This window comes from Paenibacillus sp. FSL L8-0663 (genome assembly GCF_038008125.1).
GTDB classification, from domain to species: Bacteria; Bacillota; Bacilli; order Paenibacillales; family Paenibacillaceae; genus Paenibacillus; species Paenibacillus polymyxa_D.
The window spans coordinates 4,722,884-4,746,437 of sequence record NZ_JBBOYM010000001.1 but is presented as its reverse complement, the minus strand read 5'-3'; the positions used below and the strand labels follow the sequence as shown (position 1 = coordinate 4,746,437).

Annotated in this window: 18 protein-coding genes; 17 read left to right on the top strand and 1 reads right to left on the bottom strand. The window is 47.3% G+C overall.

What is annotated here, in order from left to right; translation table 11 throughout:
* Positions 1-15 precede the first annotated feature (15 nt).
* From MKY75_RS21065 to MKY75_RS21005, 13 genes are all read left to right on the top strand, one after another.
* Positions 16-816 carry a DUF1836 domain-containing protein gene (locus tag MKY75_RS21065; RefSeq protein ID WP_039273781.1) on the top strand — a complete coding sequence of 267 codons (801 nt, stop codon included), beginning with the start codon at positions 16-18 and terminating at the stop codon, positions 814-816.
* 204 nt (positions 817-1,020) lie between these two features.
* Positions 1,021-1,962, top strand: coding sequence for a glycosyltransferase family 2 protein (locus tag MKY75_RS21060; protein WP_340886416.1), 942 nt, complete (start codon positions 1,021-1,023; stop codon positions 1,960-1,962).
* Positions 1,963-2,002: 40 nt separating this feature from the next.
* Complete coding sequence (locus tag MKY75_RS21055) at positions 2,003-2,956, top strand: glycosyltransferase family 2 protein (protein ID WP_023990347.1); 954 nt, start codon at positions 2,003-2,005, stop codon at positions 2,954-2,956.
* A 73-nt stretch (positions 2,957-3,029) separates the two neighbouring features.
* The gene (locus tag MKY75_RS21050; RefSeq protein WP_028541812.1) at positions 3,030-4,409 is read left to right on the top strand and encodes a lipopolysaccharide biosynthesis protein; all 1,380 of its coding nucleotides are present in this window, start codon (positions 3,030-3,032) and stop codon (positions 4,407-4,409) included.
* The gene (locus tag MKY75_RS21045) at positions 4,384-5,358 is read left to right on the top strand and encodes a polysaccharide pyruvyl transferase family protein (protein WP_013312001.1); all 975 of its coding nucleotides are present in this window, start codon (positions 4,384-4,386) and stop codon (positions 5,356-5,358) included. The genes MKY75_RS21050 and MKY75_RS21045 overlap by 26 nt, the downstream gene beginning before the upstream one ends.
* A 348-nt stretch (positions 5,359-5,706) precedes the next feature.
* Positions 5,707-6,288, top strand: a complete 582-nt coding sequence (gene def / locus MKY75_RS21040; RefSeq protein WP_103048278.1) for a peptide deformylase — start codon at positions 5,707-5,709, stop codon at positions 6,286-6,288.
* A gap of 170 nt (positions 6,289-6,458) precedes the next feature.
* Positions 6,459-8,249, top strand: a complete 1,791-nt coding sequence (locus tag MKY75_RS21035; protein ID WP_340886415.1) for a cache domain-containing sensor histidine kinase — start codon at positions 6,459-6,461, stop codon at positions 8,247-8,249.
* Positions 8,242-9,900, top strand: coding sequence for a response regulator transcription factor (locus tag MKY75_RS21030; protein ID WP_340886413.1), 1,659 nt, complete (start codon positions 8,242-8,244; stop codon positions 9,898-9,900). The genes MKY75_RS21035 and MKY75_RS21030 overlap by 8 nt, the downstream gene beginning before the upstream one ends.
* Before the next feature lie 405 nt (positions 9,901-10,305).
* On the top strand, positions 10,306-11,712 hold the full coding sequence (locus MKY75_RS21025; RefSeq protein WP_165149462.1) for a cytochrome ubiquinol oxidase subunit I: 1,407 nt from the start codon (positions 10,306-10,308) through the stop codon (positions 11,710-11,712).
* Positions 11,699-12,712, top strand: a complete 1,014-nt coding sequence (gene cydB / locus MKY75_RS21020) for a cytochrome d ubiquinol oxidase subunit II (protein ID WP_165149460.1) — start codon at positions 11,699-11,701, stop codon at positions 12,710-12,712. Before MKY75_RS21025 ends, cydB begins: the two co-directional genes overlap by 14 nt.
* Positions 12,712-14,469 (top strand): thiol reductant ABC exporter subunit CydD, encoded by a 1,758-nt coding sequence (cydD, locus tag MKY75_RS21015; protein WP_340886410.1) that lies wholly within the window; start codon positions 12,712-12,714, stop codon positions 14,467-14,469. Before cydB ends, cydD begins: the two co-directional genes overlap by 1 nt.
* Positions 14,453-16,261, top strand: coding sequence for a thiol reductant ABC exporter subunit CydC (cydC, locus tag MKY75_RS21010; RefSeq protein ID WP_340886408.1), 1,809 nt, complete (start codon positions 14,453-14,455; stop codon positions 16,259-16,261). Before cydD ends, cydC begins: the two co-directional genes overlap by 17 nt.
* A gap of 90 nt (positions 16,262-16,351) precedes the next feature.
* Positions 16,352-16,768 (top strand): cupredoxin domain-containing protein, encoded by a 417-nt coding sequence (locus tag MKY75_RS21005; protein WP_340886407.1) that lies wholly within the window; start codon positions 16,352-16,354, stop codon positions 16,766-16,768.
* Positions 16,769-16,955: 187 nt separating this feature from the next.
* Here the strand turns inward: MKY75_RS21005 and MKY75_RS21000 are convergent, their stop codons facing one another.
* Positions 16,956-17,105 (bottom strand): hypothetical protein, encoded by a 150-nt coding sequence (locus tag MKY75_RS21000; protein WP_340886406.1) that lies wholly within the window; start codon positions 17,103-17,105, stop codon positions 16,956-16,958.
* A gap of 175 nt (positions 17,106-17,280) precedes the next feature.
* Between MKY75_RS21000 and MKY75_RS20995 the strand changes: the two genes are divergently transcribed.
* The 4 genes from MKY75_RS20995 (at position 17,281) to MKY75_RS20980 (ending at position 23,552) form a co-directional block, all read left to right on the top strand.
* On the top strand, positions 17,281-18,294 hold the full coding sequence (locus MKY75_RS20995; protein ID WP_029519240.1) for an ABC transporter permease: 1,014 nt from the start codon (positions 17,281-17,283) through the stop codon (positions 18,292-18,294).
* Between the two features lie 15 nt (positions 18,295-18,309).
* Entirely contained in the window at positions 18,310-19,212 is a 903-nt protein-coding gene (locus tag MKY75_RS20990; protein WP_029519239.1) for a carbohydrate ABC transporter permease, read from the top strand.
* A gap of 73 nt (positions 19,213-19,285) precedes the next feature.
* Complete coding sequence (locus MKY75_RS20985; RefSeq protein ID WP_340886404.1) at positions 19,286-20,980, top strand: ABC transporter substrate-binding protein; 1,695 nt, start codon at positions 19,286-19,288, stop codon at positions 20,978-20,980.
* A gap of 106 nt (positions 20,981-21,086) precedes the next feature.
* Positions 21,087-23,552: a glycoside hydrolase family 95 protein gene (locus tag MKY75_RS20980; RefSeq protein WP_340886403.1), complete on the top strand. Its 2,466-nt coding sequence runs from the start codon at positions 21,087-21,089 to the stop codon at positions 23,550-23,552.
* Positions 23,553-23,554: the final 2 nt, after the last annotated feature.

Genomic DNA, 23,554 nt, shown 5'->3' with positions numbered 1-23,554 from the left:
AAGGGAGGAAAGCAGATGGAGTCTTTTACCCTTACTCGTCGTGATATGGCCCATTTGCTGCTGGCCATGGAAGGTCGCCGCGAATTGCAGCCTTTGGCCGTTCTGCAGGACGCCTGGAGGCGCACTCATAGCCATCTCGCCCGCTCCGGGAGCGCGATGCCGACATTTTTATACACCGATGTGACACCTGTGCTAGATAAAATCATCAAGGGTAAGCACAGCGCAGCCTTTTCGCTGCAAGAGATTGTTTCCCTGGGGCAACTAGTCGAGTACAGCCATGTGTCACTAGCATCTATGCAAAATTGGGTCAAACGCGACTTCAAGGAATTTCTCGGCGCTCCGAAGATCGGCAAAAAATACTCGGTCAACCAGGCAGCTATATTGCTCATTGTAGAAGATTTAAAATCATGTCTTGATTTTGAATCCATTCGTCAGCTATTTCATATCCTGTTCCAACAGCCCGAAGATGATACGGACGATCTGATTCAGCCGGTCGATTTGTACGCTGCCTACTCAACTTTGTTTGAGGAGCTGGATGCGAATGGAGACCAACTGCTCGATGTTGCTGGTGCAGGCTATGTAAAGGATAACGGAGATTCCGTTACAGTACAGCAGCGTCAGGAAGGTGCGACAGAGGAGTTGCTGGTTCAGGCGGCTGATCAATACACCAGTCGTTTACAGCATTTGACCCCTAACCAGTGTGAAGCAGTGCGTAATACTTTGCTGGTGGCAGCAGTAGCGGTGCAAAATAGTTATTTTTTGTCCATGGCACGTCGGTATGTGAATGCGACGTTGTTTCTGGACTTCCAAGGGTAAATCAGGATTGGCACTAGAAGCCAATCCTATTTTTTTACTCTTTTTAGAGGATTGTCTACCCTTTTGGAGACTGAAAAAGTATACAAAAGAGGTATATACACTAAAACGCTGTCAAAGATACAATAAACATATATAATCCAGCAATTGGAAAAACTTTGAATATCTCTTCCAAAGCATCTGGATACACACACAGGAGGTAATGGCATGTCCGATGTCTCCATCATCATTTGTACCCGCAACCGGATCGAAGACCTGACACGCTGTATACAATCTATTGCAGTACAACAGCAATTGGAGCATACGGCTGTAGAACTGCTGATTGTTGATGACGGCGATATTTCCGACCAACAGATCGAGCAGTACCGTCACATGGTATCCGGATTGCCTCAAAGCGTTTTGAAATATTATAAAAAAAGTCGTCCCGGCGTTTGGTTATCTCGCTATGAGGCCTTGTCCCTTGTGCGGCATGATATTGTGCTGTATTTTGACGATGATGCAGAACTGGACGATAAACTCTATATCCGGCGCTTGCTCGATACCTATGATCAGGATAAAACGATTGTGGGTGTTGGAGGGATTGCAAAGGGATTACATTCGAGCCGGGCAGGAAAGCTGCTGGGCGTTTTGACATTTCAGATGTCTTCATCCCTCGGCAAGCTCTCGCCTAGTAGTCTGGCAGGTTCTTTGCTGCGTTGGGGCGAAGCAACAGAGGTTTTCGATACAGAATTTTTCCATGGCTGCAATATGTCATTTCGGAGGGATGCGCTTCGGGACATGAAGCCGTATCCGTGGATGACCAGTTATGCTGTGGCTGATGATTTGTACATGTGCCAGTTAGCGAGCCGTTACGGCAAATTGGTTATCAATCCTGACTTAACCATCATTCATCATGAATCTCCAAGCTCGCGCGATAAGGCGGGCAAAGTAGCCAAGGCTACAGCGATTAACCACTATTATTTTCTTGCTTTGAAAAAGGCTGGAGTGATTCAGTATGGAGCCCTTTTATGGACCTTATCCTACTTGATGCTCAAAGAAACGCTGCGTCGCAATTTTAATGCCGCAGATGGATACAAGCAGGGGGTGTTGTTCATTCTGAACCCGCGCAAGCAAAAATATAACGAATATTTAGGCCCGGCGGTTCAGTAATCTGTTTTTTTACACATTGACAGGATAAAGGGGGAGTATGATGTTAAGCTTGTCCATTGCTCTGTGCACCCGAAATCGGGTTGACGATCTGACCCGATGCATCAATTCAATTGCCATTGGGGGAGCACCGGAGGCATGTGAAACCGAGCTATGGATTATTGATGACGGAGAACTGCCGAAGCATGTGCTGGAACGCTATGAGCGTCAGTTGGGCAGAGCAGGAATTACCTACCGATATCATCGTAAGGAGCAGCCGGGATTATGGTTATCTCGTGTAAAGACAGCTGAACTTGCGCAGGGTGACATTATTTTGTTCCTTGACGATGATGTTGAGTTGCCGAGCAACTATTTAAATGAGTTGATGCGTACCTATGAAGCTTACCCGCAGGCTGCTGGTGTCGGCGGTATTGCACAGGGAATGAGTAACAGCTTCATGGGAACGATTCGATGCTTGCTGTCATTCCAGCAGTCTTTGTCCAAAGGGAGGTTGTCCCTCAGCGGTCAGTCCGGCTCGATGTATAACTGGCATAAGGCCAAGAAGACGTTTAGAACCCAGTTTTTTCATGGCTGCAATATGTCATTTCGCCGTGAGGCGATTCGCAGTCTGGAGCCGGTACCTTGGTTGCAAAGCTATAGCGTAGGCGAGGATCTGTTACTTTCGCGCATCGCAATGAAAAGCGGTCCGTTATACATTAACCCGGCGCTTACGCTGCTTCATCACGAATCGCCGTCCTCACGCGACAATATGGAGCAGGTTACTTATATGCGGGTGATGAATCATATTCATCTACTGCGTGAAGAGGGATCTGGACCGATTGGTTATGCAGCACTATATTGGACGACGTTGTATCAGATTTTGAGAGAAAAGCCCAAGAAAAATCATACTGCCATTCAAGGCTATAGAAGAGCGTTGAAAGCGATCTTTTCAAGTCCGAAGGAGCCTGTTGGTGGGGGACAGTTGCCTGAACGCAATTCCAAAAAAACGGTAGGCTGATGGAGGTGCGTCAAAAGACGCGATGCGAGCATAGAGACGAGAGGCTTAATAAGGAACAGGAGTTGGACGTAACATGAGCACTTGGACAGCAGCAAGGAAAGTATTCACGGGTGACAGTCTCGCCAAAACGATCATGCGCACGAGCTTTAACAATTTTTTTGTGCTAATCGTTACGACCCTGACTTCCATCCTGACCGCACGTATGCTCGGAGTAGAGGGGAAAGGAGAACTGGCGGCAGTTCTGTTCTGGCCTACGCTGATCGGCAGTGTGTTGAGCTTCGGGTTACCAACGTCGTTAATTTATAACATCAAGAAGAAAACAGGCACGACGGAAGAATTGCTGGCGTTGTCGCTCTGGATTCAGTTGCCTGCCAGCTTGTTGGCAGGAGCGGTGGCCTGGATATGCATGCCGCTGTGGCTGAATGGTTATGGTGCGGACATCATCCAACTGTCCCAGCTTTATTGTGCGGCAGCCATACCGCTGGCAGTGCTTACAGCGCTGACGACAGCATTGTCGCAAGGGCTGGATCGATTTAGCGTATATAACGGCCTGTTGTTTTACTACCCACTACTGAATTTCATCGGTCTGGTGACACTGTGGCTGATGGGCTTGCTCAATGTGCAACTGGCTGGAGCAGTGAATTTTGCCGCGAGTTTCCTTGCACTAGTGTGGGCGTTCCTCCGTTTGCGCAAGTATATGAATTTGCGTGCTTTCCGCCCATTTACCAGCCGCCAAGTGCTTCGTCCTTATTATAGCTATGGAGCGAGGGTTTACGGGATGGAGCTGATGGGGACGCTGTCCACACAAACGGACAAAATCGTTATTGTGGCGCTGCTATCACCCAAAGCGTTCGGTCTGTACTCTGTCGTCTACGCCTTGTCTCGTGTGTTCAATGTGGTGCAAAATGCCGTCACAAACGTTACCTTTCCCAAGGTGACGGGGATGGAGCACAGCAAGATTGTCGAAACGGTAGGTCGTGCTTTTCGCATCTCTATGGCTGCGATGCTAATCGTCATTGTGCCTGCTCTCTTCATTGGACGATACATGCTGGGTTTGCTGTACGGCCCCGCTTTTCTGGAAGCATCGCTAACGTTCTACCTGCTGTCACTGGAATGTATCATTGGTGGCGGCTCATGGATTCTGGCTTCGGCCTTTAACGCGCTGGGACGTCCGGGACTGGTATTGTTCCGGCAAATTGTAGCCTATGCGATCACCGTTGGTCTATTTTTTATTTGTACACCAATCTTTGGTCTGGACGGCATTGCGATTGCTTTGCTTGTAGGCGCTTGTGTACGGTTGGCGTTCTCACTGTTCTCGTTCCCCATGTTTTTCAATGTTCCGCTATCACGGATCATTTTTGATAAAAGTGATATTACATTTGTCATTCAGACTATACAAAAGAAGCGCAGGAAGGGAGAACTGAAAGATGCCGAATTTGCATCCCATGGCTAAACTGAAAAACAAGCTGAGCGTCATTCTCGACGTAGTCCCCCAAGGTTCGAATATCATTTATGTCGACTATCCCGTCTATAATAACGGTGGGGATGTACTCATCATGAAAGGCACTGAGGCGTTCTTCAAGGATAATGGCATCCGTGTCCGTGCCCGTTATAGCGCTATGGATATTCCCGATCAGCTTCAAATCCCGGGTGACTGGATTATCGTGTGTCACGGCGGCGGCAACTTCGGCGATCTCTATTCAAATCACCAAAATTTGCGGGAACGCATCGTTCGCGATTTCCCTAACCACCGAATTGTGATTATGCCGCAAACGATCCACTTTCAATCTGAACAGAAGGCTAATGAGGTCGCTGCCCTGTTTAATGCTCACCCGGATCTACATATGTTTGTGCGGGATACTCGCTCTTATCAGTGGGCTAAGGACAAGCTGAACCAGTGCAGTATCACACTATGTCCTGATATGGCTCACCAGCTCTGGCCATTGAAGCCGACTACGGAAACCGTGAAGGATGTATTGTATTTCCTGCGGACTGATATTGAAACGGTGGGTGGACAAAAGAAGTTCGATGACGAGGCAGATGCCGCTCACCGTCTGGACTGGGATACTTTGTTCACTCCGCTGGAAGTGAAGGGAATTGTCTATTTCCAGAAGTTTTACCGACTGGATAAGAAAATCGGCGGCCCGTTGCCCACGCGTACATTCTGGTACAAGTACACAGATCATCTCATGAACAAAGCGGTTACCCTGTTCAGTTCTTATCGCGAGGTTCGCACTTCACGGCTGCACGGTCACATTCTGGCCTGTCTGCTTGATATGCCGCACGTTGTCATTGACAACTCCTACGGCAAGAACTCGCAATATTATAATACCTGGACACAGCCGAATCCAAAAGCGCAGCTGTTTAGTGAAGCTCCAAGTGCGTTGGAGCAGCCATCTTAATAGTAAGAAAAATTATTTTCAAAAGCCTCCTGATCATTGAATTGATTTAGGAGGCTTTCAGTTTCGCTTATGTAGGGTCAAAATTATTTAATGTGATAAATAATAAAAGCAGTGAATATTTAATGGCTTAATCTAAAAAGGGTAGGACGCCCGTGTAGCGGTCTTTATTGCGCTAATTTTCCCTCCAAACGTCGCTTTATTTTGACAATTCATTTCATGAATAGATATAATTTATGGGATAAAACTTGCAGAAAACCGGGGAATTCCCCAGTTTTTGCATCGCATCATATATTACATGGCAGTACATCACATGAAAATATATTTATTTTAATGAATCGAGGCTGACGAATGAGCAATCAATCGATGGACATGCTTCTCACGAAGGATATCGTGCGTGAAGGGGAGTCTATTTTGCGTACGAAAGTCGAGCCGGTATGCTTGCCACTGTCTGAAGAGGATCTTCAACAGATGCAATGGATGCTGGATTATCTGAAAAATAGCCAAAATGAAGAGCTGGCTACCCGCTATGAGCTGCGTCCGGGTGTAGGGTTATCTGCGAACCAGGTAGGTCTGAACAAAAGAATGTGCGCTATTTATTATGAAGATGGGGACAAAACGGTAGAGTATGCGTTGTTTAATCCGAAGTTAGTCAGCCACTCCACGTCCATGATTTATTTGGAACAGGGTGAGGGGTGCCTGTCTGTAGATCGGTACGTAGCCGGATATGTACCGCGTTACGAAAAAATTCGTATTAAGGCCACTTTACCGGACGGAACACAGGAGCTATTGACGTTCAAAGGTTATGCGGCGATTGTTGTGCAGCATGAAATGGACCATTTGGACGGCATTATGTTCTATGACCGTATCAACCCGGAGGATCCGCACAAGCTGCCGCAGGGAGTGCATATCGAACCTTTTGTACGTAAATAGTTCATGATCCGTAAAGTGTGGTGACTCTGTTCGCCACATTTTTTAAATTTTGCAAAAAATATAGATAAAGAGGTTACGAAGCATTAAACTGGATACATACATATAGGTCGAGATGGAGGATGTGATAAGGCGCAAAAAAATGTAAGCGCTTATTTTGTGGGAGGGATGGCATGAATCGTGGAGTATGGCTTCTGATGAGTAATATGCGTATGCGGAATAAGCTGCTGTTCTCCTACGTACTAATTGTCATGATTCCGGTGCTGGTGGTTGGCGGCTGCGTTACTTTTTATTTGCGAGAGCAGGCATTGAATAGTGCAATTGCCCAGACGGTAAACAATGTGGAAAAGGTCAAGAGCCAGACGGCAAATTTACTGCGTGTGCCAACGGATATTTCAAATGGGCTCATGTTCGATAAAAGGCTGAGGGAGATGGCGAACCGACAGTATCCGGGTATGGTAGAGCTGATGAATGCGTACCATCAATACAAGGATTTTAATGAGTATACTCAGCAATATAGAGAAGTTGCTACTATCCGGTTCTATTCGTATAATCCGACGCTTGTCAATAATCTGGAGTTTATTCCAGTGGATTCTAACATTGAGCGGCAGCAGTGGTTCCAGACGGCTTTGCAGGGAACGGCGATTAACTGGTTTTACATTCAGGATAAGGAAGATAACCCGGTTAATCGCCTGAGCCTGGTACGGCAAATTCCATTTCCCGAATACAATACCAAGGGAGTTCTGATGATATCGCTGAGTCAGACCGAGTTGAATCATATGCTGAGCAAGGAGCCTTTTGAAACATTGATTGCAGATCGTAACGGGATTGTGGTCGCAGCTACTCGTCCGCAGTCGGTGGGCCAGACGTTGAGCGATTTACATTTGGGCTTTGACGTCCAGCGTGCGGGTAAGGGAATATATGAAGCGAAAATCAACGGAATGCCCTCCAACATCATCGTGGATGAGCTGCTGCCCGCCTCCAGTGTGAGCGGATTTACGATTATTTCAGTGTTTTCGACGGAGCATATTGTACAGGGAGCCAACCGAATCAGCCTGATTGGTGCTTTATGTGTTCTTGCAGTGCTGGTTATGGCACTGATTCTGATCACCATCATTTCCTGGCTGATTACCAAACGCCTACAGCGGTTGAGCTATGAGCTGGGTAAGGTAGCCGCGGGCGATTTTCATGTGGTATCGAGTGTGGAGGGAAGGGACGAGATCGGGGATTTATCCCGCCGTTTCAACTATATGGTGAGTAGTATTCGCCAACTCATGGCGCAGGTCTATGAGACGAGTGAGCACAACAACAGGCTGGAATTGGCACAAAAGGATATCAAGTTAAAAATGATGGCCAGCCAAATTAATCCACACTTTCTGTTTAATGCATTAGAATCTATTCGAATGAAAGCACATCTGAATGGGGAAGCGGAAATTGCAACGACGGTGCGTTTGCTTGGCAGGCTGATGCGCCGGAATCTGGAGATTGGCAGTGGTAAAACGACGGTACTACAGGAGCTGGATATGGTGCGATCCTATTTGCAAATTCAGCAGTTCAGATTTGGAAATCGCTTGATCTATGAAGTGAATTTGGAAGAAGATGCGACGGACATGTCGATTCCTCCCTTAATCATACAACCGCTGGTGGAAAATGCGGTCATTCATGGACTGGAAAATAAGGAAGAGCCGGTTACCGTGAAGGTAAATATTGCAATAGAACAAAGAAAGTTGAAAATTAAAGTAGAAGATGACGGGATCGGCATGGAAGCTGGGCAACTGACCCGTCTGCTAGCTCGGATCAGGGGGACGGATGAGCCAGAAGGGAGCAGTATTGGCCTGCGTAATGTACATCAACGTCTGACATTGATGTATGGTGAACGTTATGGATTGCATATTGAAAGCGCATTACAAGTAGGAACAACCGTATACTTTTCCATACCAAGGGAGGAAGAGTCGAATGTATAAAGCGATGATTGTAGATGACGAGCCAGCGATTCGTGAAGGATTGTCCTCCATTATTGACTGGGGGGATTGTGGCTTCCGTATTGTCGATACGGCAGGGAATGGACGCGAGGCTCTGGATAAGTTCGGAGAGCATCGGCCGGAGCTAGTCATTGTAGATATTCGTATGCCCGGGATGAGTGGACTGGAGGTTATACGTAGTATACGTGAAAAGAACGGGGAGCCGTATCATTTTCTCATATTAAGCGGATATGCAGACTTTGATTATGCACGGCAAGCCATGGGCTTCGGAGTAGATGGCTATCTACTGAAGCCAGTTGATGAGGAAGAAATGACGTCAGAGTTGAAACGGGTACGGCAAAACATTGAGGATGAGAAAGAAGTCGGCAAATGGGGAAGTCCACCTTCCCATGAGCGTAATTGGATCGAAGCGCTATTGTTTCCGGTTCATCGAGAGCATGCTCGTAATGCTGTGGAAAGCAGCGATTATCTGCACAGAGCATCCAAGCAAGCTGAACATCAAAGCGGTAACGGAAAACATGAACAACAGCCCGCGTTACCAGAGTTGGACTGGAGTAGCTATCAGGTTATTCTGCTGGATTTACGTATACCTGACTGGGATCGGCAAGCACGGCAGTCGGCAGCAAAGCAGCGGCTAACAGAATTGTTCCATGAGCAGGGCAGAGGTATCGTGTTTGAGGCTGGAATATATATGGGTCTTTTGCTTCCCGCCACGTTAAAAACGGAGAGAGATGCTGTTCAGTTACTGGCTGCTTGGCGACAGGAGCTAAAGGCGTGGGCTACGGAAATTTATGTGGCTGCCGGTGATCCTGTAGCCAGTCTTAGCGACATTCCCAGATCTTTTGAGCAGGCACTACGATTGTTAGAGCGTACGTTTTTGTTCCGGGCAGAAAGAGTCATGCTTTCCGGAGACCTACACAAATTGGAGACAGTCGAGACTGAAATGAGTGGAACGTCTGATAGTGTCACAGATGATCCCATACGTTATGCAGAAAAGCTGTACTATGCGCTAGATATGGCTAATAGTGAAGCTGCAACCCGTGTCATTAAGGAAATGGAAGGCCAATTTCCACGTATTTATCGTACAGAATCCGCAATCAAGGCGGCGTTCGCCCAAACATTCACACTGGCGTTGAACAAGTATGCAGCCGGACAGGATCACAGCCGAACCGTGCTGGAGGAGCACTCCAGCTTTATAACCGATGTATATGCTTATTCCACATTGGGCGAGCTGGTGGATCACTCGCTGGAGCATGTGTTGCAATGGATTGGACAGACTGATCCCGGTGGCAAGGACATCATCATGAAACAAATGATTGACTTTATTCATAGTCATTATGATGAAAATTTGCGATTGGAGTTACTGGCAGATATGTTTAATTACAATAGTGGCTATTTGGGCAAATTGTTCAAAAGTCATACTGGCGAGGCCTTTAATGCCTACCTGGATAAGGTGAGGATTGAGCGAGCAAGGGAGTTGCTTGCACAAGGAATTAAGGTACACCAGGTGGCGGAACGCGTAGGGTATGCGAACGCAGATTATTTTCATAGTAAATTTAAAAAGTATGCTGGAATGTCACCTTCCTCCTATCGTAATCGGGTTCAAAAGAACGGAGGAACAGATGGCTGTTGATAGAATCCCTAGGTTTAACGCTATGAAGTCTCTCTTGCAGATGTCGGAGGTACGACCTCCGAACGAAGAGAGGCTTTTTTTATGGCGAAAAAACAGATAGATCAATCGAAAATGTCACATTTATTATGGAGTTTAGGTCGTTTTCATCAAATCGCCATCATTATGACACAGCTTTGACACGATGTTCACATTTTCGATTCTATTTCATTTAAATTTATTCTATATAATGGGGATAATCTGAAGCCGGATCATGATAACCATAGTGAAGGTAGTTGAGTGAGTCATTTTCTAAAAAAGTGACCGCTGCATATGTAAGAATGTGAATACTATCACAAATGTAGAAGACTTCAGATTACAGACACTATAAATCAATGTTAAGAGAAGTGTAGGGGGAGGAGCAACATCATGGACGTATTGGATTTGGCACGGTTGCAGTTTGCAACCACAACGATTCTTCACTTTGTTTATGTGCCGATCTCCATTGGATTGTCGTTATTGGTGGCAATTATGGAGACTATGTATGTTATTAAGAAAAATGACTTGTACAAAAAAATGGCTCAATTCTGGGGAACGTTTCTGCTGATTAACTTTGCACTGGGCGTAGTCACTGGGATTTTGCAAGAATTTCAGTTCGGGATGAACTGGTCGGACTTTTCCCGTTTTGTGGGTGATGTATTTGGTACGCCGCTGGCGATTGAAGCGCTGCTTGCATTTTTCCTGGAATCGACCTTTATCGGATTATGGGTATTCGGTTGGGAAAGATTGTCCAAAACGGTCCATTTAATTTGTATGTGGTTGGTATCTATCGGTACGATGTTATCGGCATTGTGGATTCTAGCTGCTAATTCCTTCATGCAGCGTCCAGTAGGCTATGAGATTCAAAATGGACGTGCAGAAATGAAAGATTTTGCTGCTCTGCTAACGAATGAACAACTGTTATGGGAATTCCCACATACATTGTTTGCTGCTTTTGCGACAGGAGCATTTCTGATCGCGGGTATCAGTGCATGGAAGCTGATGCACAAAAAGAATCTGGACTTTTTTAAACCTTCTTTCAAATTGAGCATTATTGTTGCATTAATTAGTGCCATTGCTATTCCGTTGTTTGGTCATGGACAGGCTCAATATTTGGTGAAAACACAACCGATGAAGATGGCTGCCAGTGAGGGCTTATGGGAGAACAGTGGTGACCCCGCTCCTTGGACCGTTATCGCATGGATTGATCCTGGAAACAAGGAAAATTCCTTTGAGATTAAAGTTCCTTTTGCTTTGAGTTTTCTATCCTATAGTAAATTTACCGGCTCTGTGCCTGGTATGAATGAGCTGCAAGCCCAATATGAAAAAACGTATGGTCCGGGCGATTATATCCCGCCAGTACGTACCACGTTTTGGAGCTTCCGCATTATGATTGCGGCTGGATGTGGCATGATTGCACTCGCCTTATACGGGGCTTACCTGACGTTCCGTAAAAAGCTGGAAGGTTCACATCGCTGGTTCTTCCGTCTGATGATATGGGGGATATGCCTTCCATTCATTGGGAATACTTCAGGTTGGATCATGACTGAAATAGGTCGCCAACCGTGGACGGTATTTGGTTTGCTTCAAACGAAAGATTCTGTTTCGCCTACAGTTGTGGCAGGAGAAGTGCTATTCTCGTTCATCTCATTTACCACATTGTATTTAATTTTAACAGGTGTGCTGGCGTTTCTGTTTTACCGTACGGCTCGCAAAGGTCCAGATATTGAGCCACATCAGCAAACGGTAATTCATGATCCTTTTGCTCAAGGGGGTGACACCATTGTCGCTAAATGATTTATGGTTCTTATTGATCGCTGTGCTGTTTACCGGCTTCTTTTTTCTGGAGGGCTTTGATTTTGGCGTAGGAATGGCCACAGGATTGGTGCCGCGTAACGACCAACAAAAACGTTTGATGATCAATACGATTGGTCCATTCTGGGATGCCAACGAAGTGTGGCTGATTACAGCAGCAGGTGCAATGTTTGCCGCTTTTCCGCATTTTTATGCGACTATGTTCAGCGGATATTATCTCGTATTTGTGTTTATTTTGCTAGGTTTGATCTTGCGTGGAGTTTCTTTTGAGTTCCGCGGCAAGGCTGAAGGAAAATGGTGGACAGGAACGTGGGATGCCTGCATTCTGATTGGCAGCTTTCTACCGCCGATGCTGTTCGGTATGGCTTTTGCGGCTTTGGTGAAAGGTGTACCTATTCAGCAAAACATGGATTTGAAAGCTGGATTTCCCGATGTATTCAATGGATATACCGTATGGATTGGACTGACAGTGGTCGGAATGTGCCTAATGCACGGACTGACGTTTATTTCTCTGCGGACGATTGGAGAAGTACGGGATCGTGCTCGCGTGATTGCGTCCAAATTTCTTCCGGTATTGGGCATTTTACTTGCGGGCATGGTGGTATGGACTTATTTTGCAACGGATTTATTTGCGCGTCGCGGTCCCTTTATGTATGCTGCGGTAGCAGTCGGAATTGTCGCCTATGTGCTGACGTGGTACTTCCTGAAGCAGCGCCGCGAAGGATGGGCCTTCGGGATGACAGGTGCAGTGATTTTGCTGACCTTCGTTTCGTTATTCGTCGGTTTGTTCCCAAGATTTATGGTGAGCTCGATTAACAGTGCTTTTGATTTGACGATTTATAATGCAAGCTCCAGTCATTACACACTGAAAGCCATGACGATTGTTGCAGCAACGCTTTTACCCTTTGTGCTGGCTTATCAGGCGTGGAGCTATTTTGTTTTCCATAAGCGTCTCAGTGAGAAGGATCATTTGGAATACTAATGGATAAGGCATGGTTTGAATTAAAGGGCATTCGGCCAGTGATGCTGCTACTGGCTGCCCTTTCCCTGCTCCAGGGGGCCGCAGTGATTGCACAAGCAGTCTTCTTGGCAAAGGCTGTTACGATTTTGTTTGAACAAAATCCGCTGGTGATGGCTTGGCCGTCGCTGGCGTTGTTTTTCGCTGCTTTTGCAACGAGGCATACGGCGATCTGGCTGCAACGCCGGACAGCAGGCCGTTTTGCTGAAGCTTCAGGCGCTTCCTTACGGGAGCGTCTGCTTGCACGTTTGTTCGAACGGGGACCGGGTTTTGCAGCGCAGGAAGGTAGCGGCAAGTTGGTGACGCTAGCGCTGGACGGCATGGATCGTTTTCGCACGTATTTGGAACTGTCCATTCCTCGTATGATTGACATGATGGCTGTCACTATACTTGTACTTGTGTATGTTTTCACATTGGATGTCATTTCAGGTGTGATTTTGACGACTACGATGCCGATTCTGGTAGGCTTCTTTATTTTACTCGGCTTGGCGGCGCGGAAGCAGGCAGACAAGCAGTGGCGTTCCTATCGTCTGTTATCTCATCATTTCACGGATTCGCTGCGTGGACTTCAGACACTAAGGTTTTTGGGTCGTAGCCAAGAGCATGGGGAAACGGTTGGGAAGGTCAGCGACCAATACCGCACGGCAACGATGCGCACGCTGCGGGTAGCGTTTCTTTCCTCATTTGCCCTTGATTTTTTTAGTATGCTATCGGTCGCATTTGTTGCGGTAGGCTTGGGTTTGCGCCTGATTAGTGGCTCGGTGGGTTTGGAGGCAGCGCTTGCGGTGCTTATTCTGGCCCCAGAATATTTTATGCCCATACGCCAGTTGGGATCAGACTATCATGCTTCACTGGATGGTAAGGAGGCTTGGGGAGCAATCCGCTCCATTCTCAGTAAAGAAGATGACGCGACCGAGCCGAATAAACAGGCAGCTAACGATAAAGGATTGGACATCACGGGACAGGACATTCTCGAGCTGTTCGATGTGTGCCTCCTTAATGAAGACGGTTCGGCTCGGCTTGAACATGTGTCTGCCAATGTTGAACCGCACATGAACATGATCGGCATCGTTGGAGCTAGTGGAGCAGGTAAAACGACGCTGCTTAGTCTGCTTGGCGGTTTTGCTGATCCCACTTCGGGCGAACTGCTCCTGAATGGATGCAGATTGGCTGGGGATGCAAAAGCTGAATGGCAACGGCATATTGCGTATATTCCACAGCATCCATACCTGTTTAGCGCTTCTCTGGCAGATAATATCCGTTTTTATGAACCGGAGGCATCCAACCAGCAGGTGGAGTGGGCGGTTGACGCGGTTGGACTGCGTGAACTGGTAGACGGTCTTCCGGGTGGAATGAATGAGCCCATTGGTGAAGCGGGTAGGACGTTGAGCGGAGGACAGGCGCAGCGGATTGCATTGGCGCGGGCGTTGCTCAGTAACCGTCCGGTCATTTTATTGGATGAGCCTACGGCGCATCTGGATATTGAGACAGAGTGGGAGCTAAAACAGACGATTTTATCGGTTTTGAAACACAAAAGAGTGTTTCTTGCCACCCACCGGCTACATTGGATGCCAGATATGGACTGTGTCTGGATGATGAATCAAGGTCGTCTGGAAGAAGTAGGTTCCCATAAACAATTGATTGCCCGTAAGGGGGCATATTACCGATTGCTGACGGGGATGTCGGAAGGAGGGAACGGACGATATGAGAGTAACGGATAATAGCAGACAAGGCTGGTTTGTGACGTATCTGAGACAATATTTTTGGGCCTTTCTGCTAGCTGCTCTTTTAGGCGCGCTGGCCATTGGATGTGCGGGCGCGTTGCTTTTTACGTCCGGTCATCTGATTACCCGTTCGGCCTTAAAACCGGAAAATATATTAATGGTGTACGTTCCAATTGTGCTTGTGCGAACATTTGGTTTTAGTAAAGCGGTTATTCAGTACCTGGAACGCTTGGTAGGACATGATGCCGCACTGCGTCTGGTGTCCCGTATGCGGGTACGCTTATATCGGGCAGTAGAACCGCAGGCGCTGATGATCCGCAGCAAATTCCGTACAGGGGATTTATTGGGGTTGCTGGCAGAGGATATTGAACAGCTTCAAAACATCTATCTGAAGCTAGTTCTGCCTGCGCTATCGGCTTTGCTGATTTATGCAGCAGGCATCTCGGCGCTCGGACGGATGGACGGAACCTTTGCCTTGCTTATGGCGCTATATGGAGGATTTTTGCTTTTTATTGCCCCAGCTATCTCACTATGGACCTCACTCGCCAAACGGCGAATGTTCAAGCAGGAACGGAGTAAAGCCTATCAGGACCTGACGGATGCTCTGTTCGGCATGAGTGATCTGGTGCTGAGCGGACGGACTGGGCATTTCCTGAGTACCTTTACACAACGGCACAATAGGGCTGCCGTGATGGAAAATTCACTTCGCCGGGGCGAGTGGCGTTCTCATTGGATCGCACAATGCGTTGTAGGTGGCGGGGTTGTGATTATGACTGAGTGGGCCGGAGGACTGGTAGCACAGAATCTTATAGAAGCCACATGGCTGGCATCCTTTGCCCTTGTGGCTTTCCCATTGCTGGATGCCTTCGTTCGCGCTGGAGAAGCAGTGGTGCATGCACCGGAGTATCAGGATTCCCTTCGACGGTTGAAGGATTCGGAGAAAGACACACCTACACCTGTGTCATCATCGCTTCCGGTTACTGTGGATGCAGGACACCCAGCAGCAGGCGGCACAGCTGACACTATAGATGAGCAGGCTGCCGCTCTGGGATTGGGCCACGGAGGAGACCTGCTGCTGAACAACGTAAGCTACCGCTATGCGGCAACGCAGGAATGGAGCGTGCGTGATATCTCCTTGCACGTACCGCAGGGGGGCAAGGTTGCATTGCTTGGTCGCAGTGGTGCGGGCAAGTCCACGCTACTGAATCTGATTCAGGGAGCATTGCAGCCTGATGAAGGGAGCGTCACTATCGCAGGGATTCCCGTATATACAGGTGGAGCATACTCCAGTTTATTTGCGGTGCTAAACCAGCAGCCATATTTATTCGATACAACGGTAGCGAACAATATTCGGCTGGGACGACCCGATGCTACGCTGGATGAGGTGCGTGCAGTGACGAAGCAGGTAGGGCTTGGAACTCTAATTGATTCTTTGCCGGAGGGCTACGATACCCGAATGCATGAGACGGGCCTTCGTTTTTCCGGTGGAGAAAAACAGCGAATTGCACTGGCGCGGATTTTGCTGCAAAATCACCCGATTGTTTTGCTGGATGAGCCGACAGTGGGGCTTGACCCGCTGACAGAGCATGAGCTCATGCAGACGATGTTTCGTGTGCTGAAGGGCAAAACATTGATCTGGATCACGCATCATCTCACAGGAATGGAGCATATGGACGAGGTGATCTTTATGGAGCAGGGCACCATTTCCATGCGCGGCAGTCATGAGCAGCTGTGGCAGGAGCAGTCTCGTTACCGTAATCTGTATGAGCTGGATCATCCGAGCCTGTGAAATGAGGTATTTAAAATTTTGATTAACTTTTATATACTGGTTAGAGTTGATGCGTCACATGCAGACATTCAACTGGAGAGGCTGATATGAATGAAAACACTAATCTCTAAGCATTGGCATTTGATGCTGATTGGTTTTGTAGCCCTGAGCATGGGCGGGTTTGTCTTGTTTTATTTTCAGGGGAGCGTGTCGTCGTTTCCGGCCATTCAACCTAAACAAGCTCAGGAAGAGCCAGACAAAACTAAATATGAGATTGTTACAGTGGGTGTAAAAGGGGACGGTTTCTATCCTAAAAATATTGAAGTGAAAGCCGGCGTTCCAACCAAAATCAATTTCAAGAAAATGACATCCTTCACTTGCATTGATGAAGTGCAGTCGTTGAAGATCGGAATGGACGTTTACCTGGATCACGAAAATAATTATTTTACCGTCGAGGACTTGAAACCAGGCGTATATGAGTACAATTGCGGTATGTACATGTACTACGGAACCATCACAGTAAAATAAATCAAAAAAGCTTTCTGGCACATTGATGCCAGAAAGCTTTTTTTCCTTCAATCAATCATTAGGTTAATTGCGACAGTGTGTATATACCATCCACCACCTGTGGTGCAGTATGCATTATCCTTTTTGCATTATGCTTTATCCTTTACCCTTTACCTCTGATCAGCTTACATTGCTGATCTTTTGTTTTTTACAAGACTTCTTTCAGGGAATTTACATTAGAACGGAACAGGCGGAATGTGCTGGACAAGCGAAGCGGTCGCCTTAAAGCTTTCTGCAGGAAAGCTCGCATCGCAAGCATAAACTGTCCCCGGCTTTCTACCTTTGTGTGCTTATTCAAGAAATCCGGGGACAACAGCGATGGGAAGCACCATCCGCATGCGTAGTGGCACGAATGTAATTTTTTTCATCCCATATATCTAATTTTGAACTGATTTTTCTCCTAATTCGTCGGGTATCCGCTTCCAAGCCAGCAAAGTATGATAATAGTATCTAGAGATGAGGAGGAGCTTGTTATGGGATCTTCAACTGAAACCGCTTCCAACAATAGTGCTTTGATTCCTGAATCCAATAGGGGAAGACCACGCAAGGCTCGCGGCCCGAAGCCTGACCGTGGTAAAAAAGGCTTGTGGGACAGTGTGAAGCAGCAAAAGTATCTTTATTTTATGTCCATTCCTTTCGTCATATGGGTGTTTGTTTTCAGCTATCTTCCGCTTTGGGGCTGGACGATGGCGTTTCAAAATTATAAGCCAGCCAAATCTTTTACGGACCAGAAATGGGTAGGGCTGGATAACTTTATTGAGCTATTTCAGGATGAACGATTTTATCTGGTATTACGCAATACGCTAGCGATGAGCCTGATGGGGATTGTATTTGGTTTTGTCGTACCGATCTTCTTTGCAATTCTGTTAAATGAGCTGCGTGGTATGCTGTTCAAACGGTTTGTGCAGACAATATCCTACCTCCCGCATTTTGTATCCTGGGTAGTTGTGGCCGGCTTGGTCACCAAGATGCTGTCCATTGACGGAGGCATTGTCAACGATGTATTGGTAGCGCTTCATATTGTGGATGAACCGATTCAGTTCATGGCAAAGGGGAGCTGGTTCTGGTATATTGTAACCGCTTCCGACATATGGAAGGAGACAGGTTGGAATACGATTATTTATTTAGCTGCAATCACCGGAATTGATCAAGAACAGTATGAAGCATCGCGCGTGGATGGAGCGAGTCGTTGGAGACAGATGTGGCATATTACACTGCCGGGTATCCGCTCGACGATTGCCATTCTGTTCATTATGGCGATTGGACATCTGGTGAGCAACGGTTTTGAAAAGCAGTTCTTGCTTGGCAATAGTCTTGTGACGGATTATTCCGAGGTGCTGGATCTGTACGCGCTCAATTACGGGATTAATTTGGGTCGCTTCTCTTACGGGACGGCAATTGGTATTTTCAACTCGCTGGTTAGCATTCTGCTGTTGTTTACGGCGAACGGTATATTCAAAAAACTGACCAAAGAAAGCATCATGTAGGGAGGGAGAAGCGAAATGACGAATAAGGCATTTAATGCTACCCGGTCTGAGAAGCTGTTTGACCTATTTAACTATATCCTCATGGCTCTGATCGTGGTGTTGACGCTGTACCCATTTCTGAACGTACTTGCGATTTCCCTTAACAATTCAACGGACACGGTTCGTGGTGGTATTTATATATGGCCCCGCCAATTTACGCTCGAAAATTACAAAACGATTTTCCAGTACGATGGCCTTCTTCAGGGACTGCAAATATCTATTCTTCGTACTTTGGTCGGGACGGTACTCGGATTGATCTGCGCATCTATGCTTGCTTTTACATTGAGTCGGGTCGAGTTTCGTGCTCGTAAGTTTATTTCTACGTTTTTGGCGTTGACGATGTATTTTTCCGGCGGGATGGTGCCCGTGTTTATTTTGATGCGGGATTTGCATCTGCTAGGTTCGTTTTGGGTGTACATTTTTCCAGGCTTAATCAGTGCATTTAACGTGTTTGTCATTCGTTCCTTTATGGATGGTTTGCCGTATGCGTTGCAGGAGTCTGCCAAACTCGATGGAGCAAATGATTTTACGATTTACTGGAGAATTATTTTGCCGCTGTGCAAACCAGTATTGGCAACGATTGCTCTTTTTCTGGCAGTAGGTCAGTGGAATGCTTGGTTTGATACGTATTTATACAACGGTGGGGCGTCGCAATGGACGACGTTACAGTATGAGCTGATGAAAATACTGCAAAGTACGCAGCAAGGCGGCTCCAGTATGACGAATAGCAACGACATGGCTAAACAAATGGCTCAAATTTCACCAGAGTCGATCAAAATGGCAATCACGATTACGGTTACGCTCCCCATCCTGATGGTGTATCCGTTCTTGCAAAAGTATTTTGTAGGCGGTATGACGCTGGGGGCAGTGAAATCATAAAAGCCAGGATTCTGGCAGTAAATAGTAGTTATTTGCAGGAGAAGTCATCATAAGAATATAGGAGGATTTATACATGAAAAAACACTGGTCCAGATTTGCACTGATTCCCTTGCTCGCGGTGTCACTTACCGCACTCGCAGGTTGTGGGGGAAGCGATAAAGCAGCGAAGGAGAGCACATCCAGCGGTACAGACCCGATTACGTTTAGCTTCTTCGGAGCAGATACAAGCCCACAATGGAACGGAATGAAGGATGAAATAGGCAAGGAAATCACCAAGAAAACAGGTGTAACCTTGAATGCGGAATTTGATGTCAGCGGTGGAGGTGGAGATGACCGAATTGCTTTGATGGCAGCAAGTGGAGAATACCCGGACTTGGTTTCTCCTAAAGCGAATATTAATAAGCTTGTGGATGCGGGGGCCATGATTGATCTGACAGATCTGATCAACGATCACGCACCTAATCTCAAAAAGCTATATGGACCCTATATGGATCGTTTGAAATACAGTAATAAGGATCAATCCATCTATGTCCTTCCTACGTATGCAGGTGTGGGACAGGAAAGTTTTGACGCAACAGGGGGATTTGAAATTCAGCATAAGGTGCTCAAAGAGTTAGGTTATCCAAAGGTAAGAACGTTACAGGATTATGAAAACGTACTCAAAACCTATGCAGCCAAGCATCCGACGATCAATGGCAAAAAAACGATCCCACTCACGCTGGATGCAGACGACTGGAGAATTATGATTACCGTAACGAATCCTGCCTTCCAGACGACTGGAGCGCCGGATGATGGTGAATATTTTATTGATCCCAAAACGTTTGAAGCCAAGCTTCATTACAAACGTCCAGAAGAAAAGGAATATTTCCGTTGGTTGAACCACATGTACAATGAAGGACTGCTCGATAAAGATTCGTTTGTGCAAAAAAGTGATCAATACAAATCCAAAATTGCCAGCGGCCGTGTCCTCGGTCTGATTGACCAGGAGTGGGGTTATCAGGATGCTGAAAATGCGTTAAAAGCGTCAGGCAAGGCCGATTCCAGCTACGCGCATTTTCCAGTTACACTTTCGGAGGAATACAAGGATCGTTCCTTTCAGGATACAGGCTTCGCGTCAGGTTATGGTGTAGGTATTACGGAAAATTGCAAGGACCCAGTGCGGGCTATTAAATTCCTGGATTATTTAGCTTCCGATGAAGGACAGGTGTTAGTGAACTGGGGGATCGAAGGCAAGCATTACGAGATCAAAGATGGCAAACGCATCATTCCTGCGGATGTGCTGGAGCAAAAAACGAACAATGCAACCAACTTCAGTAAGTCTACTGGGATAGATTTGTACACGCTCATCAGCGGACACTACGGTGATGGCGTGAAGGACCCTACAGGTAACTACTATACTGCCAAATTCCCGGAGCAAATTATCGCGGCCTATTCGGAGCCGGAGAAAGAATCCCTTAAAGCATATGGCGTAAAAACGTGGAAAGATCTGTTCCCGGACAAGAAAGAATTTAATGTAAAGCCTTGGGGCGCAGCCTATAACCTGACAACAGACAATGAATCCAACTATAACGTTACATTCAAAAAAACGACCGACATTATCCGCAAACGTATACCCGAAGCTATTTTAGCACCAGCTTCCAATTTTGATACGGTATACGACAACATGATTAAAGAACTGGATGCCGCCGGAGCTGTCCAAATGGAACAGCAATACACGCAACTGGTGAAGGACAGAGTGGAGTTATGGAGCGGTAAGGCTTCTAAATAGCTGACTGCTTTTAACGAAATTTTGAATGTCGGAATGACAGAGCGCTTGTCCTTATGGTCCATACGGGATTAGCGCTCTGTTTGATCTTGATGGGGGAGGGTTTGATGTGACGAAAGGCGAAAGGCCACAGTCCCTGCGTTTATGGTATCGCCAGCCTGCTAAGGTATGGGAGGAAGCATTGCCAGTCGGTAATGGAAGGCTGGGAGCTATGGTATTTGGCGGAATCAGAGAGGAGCATTTGCAATTAAACGTGGATACGCTCTGGTCCGGATTTCCCAGAGATGGCGTTCAGTATGATGCATTGCGATATTTGCAGCCTGTCAGAAAACTGATTGCAGATGGAAAATACAAGGAAGCGGAACAACTGATTAATACGAATATGCTAGGTCGCGATACGGAAGCCTATCAGCCTTTGGGAGATTTGTGGGTTACGCAGGAGGGCCTAGGGGAAATTGTGCATTATGAACGGGAACTGGATTTGCTGACCGGAACGGCAGCGGTCACTTTTCAAAGTGATGGAGTCCGCTATACCCGTGAAGTTATTGCCAGTGCGCCAGATGGAATCATGATGGTGTCACTGACCGCGAATAAGCTTGGGAAGATCCATGCATCGGTGCGCATCACTTCCCCCCATCCTTGTGAAGACGAGGTTGGAGAGGATGCACATTTTGGTGATTCATCCAAATGGGATAGCGATAATGACGATCCATCCGATGAGTCGATCAGGGACTTTATTACGTTGGCTGGCCGAGTGCCCAGTCATGTCGAATCTAATTATCGCGGTGATCATCCACAGTCTGTCGTTTATGAAAATGATTTGGGGATGGCTTTTGCAGTTCAGGCGAGGGTTATTCCTGAGGGAGGAACCTTGACGAAGAGTGCTGATGGAGCACTGATCATCTCGGGCGCGGATAAAATCACGGTGTATTTGGCAGCAGCTACCGGATTTCAGGGATTTCATGCTATGCCGAATAGTGATGCAACGGAATCAGTAGAAGCATGTCAAGTCATTTTAGACGGAGTAATTTCGCTGGGAAGTGAGCAGGTGCGGCAACGCCATAAACAGGATTATCGAAAGCTGTTTGACCGCGTTGCATTAGAACTGGGAGATACTCTAACCGACGAGTCCGTTTTACCGACTGATCAGCGATTGGAACTTTATCAGAAAGGTCAGGCCGACCTGGGGCTGGAAGTGCTGTTATTTCAGTATGGCCGCTATTTGCTCATGGGCAGCTCGCGTCCGGGGAGTCAGCCTGCCAATCTGCAGGGCATCTGGAATGACCGGGTGCAGCCGCCGTGGAACAGTAATTATACAACCAATATTAATACTCAGATGAACTATTGGCCTGCAGAAGTATGCAATCTTGCCGAGTGCCATGAACCATTGCTGCACATGATTGGAGAAGTGGCTCGTACGGGACGGAGGGTAGCCTCCATCCATTATGGTGCTCAAGGGTGGGCAGCTCATCACAATGTAGATGTGTGGAGATACGCCGGACCTTCAGGGGGCCATGCCAGTTGGGCGTTTTGGCCGCTTGGGGGTGTATGGCTAACTGCTCACCTATGGGAGCGCTATCTGTTTACCCTGGATACAGCCTATTTGGCAGAACATGCTTATCCACTCATGAAGGGGGCGGCAGCCTTTTGCATGGATTGGCTCGTGGAAGGCCCGGAGGGCCGGCTTGTGACATCCCCATCTACATCACCTGAAAATAAATTCAAAACGCCAGACGGCGAGGAATGCAGTATATCTATGGGCTCCACCATGGATATGACGCTGATTCGGGAGCTGTTGAGTAACTGCATTCAAGCTGCGGATCTGCTGGAATTAGACGATGAGTTCCGCAACCGCTGCGAGGAGACACGGGCACGGTTAATGCCCTATCAAATCGGACGTCACGGCCAGTTACAGGAATGGTTTATCGATTTTGAGGAAGCGGAGCCTGGGCATCGACATGTTTCGCATCTATATGGGTTGTACCCCGGTCGGCAAATTCACATCCGTGATACCCCGGAACTGGCTGAGGCGGCCCGCATATCGTTGCGTCGACGGCTTGATCACGGTGGTGGGCATACCGGATGGAGCTGTGCCTGGTTGATTAACCTGTATGCTCGACTTGAAGATGGCGACGCCGCACATCGGTATGTTCGCACATTGCTGTCGCGATCGATCTATCCTAATTTATTTGATGCTCACCCGCCTTTTCAGATCGATGGTAATTTTGGTGCGACGGCGGGGATTGCAGAAATGCTGCTACAAAGCCGTCCGGGAGAGCTAACGTTACTGCCTGCCTTGCCAACGGCTTGGTCGGAGGGACGGGTCAGTGGATTGAAGGGACATGGCGGGATGACGGTTGGCATGGAATGGTCCGGTTCCCGGCTTGTCCGTGCTCATCTGGCCACATCCATCTCAGCAGGAAGCTGCACGATTCGCAGTGCACATCCATTTAGAGCAGATGCTCGTCAGGCTCTGCCTGATCCTGAGCATGGAGGATTCATTTTGTCATGGATTTTTACCAAAGAGCAGGAAACAACGAACGGACATACGATTATAATTGAAGGAGAGGAATAGAT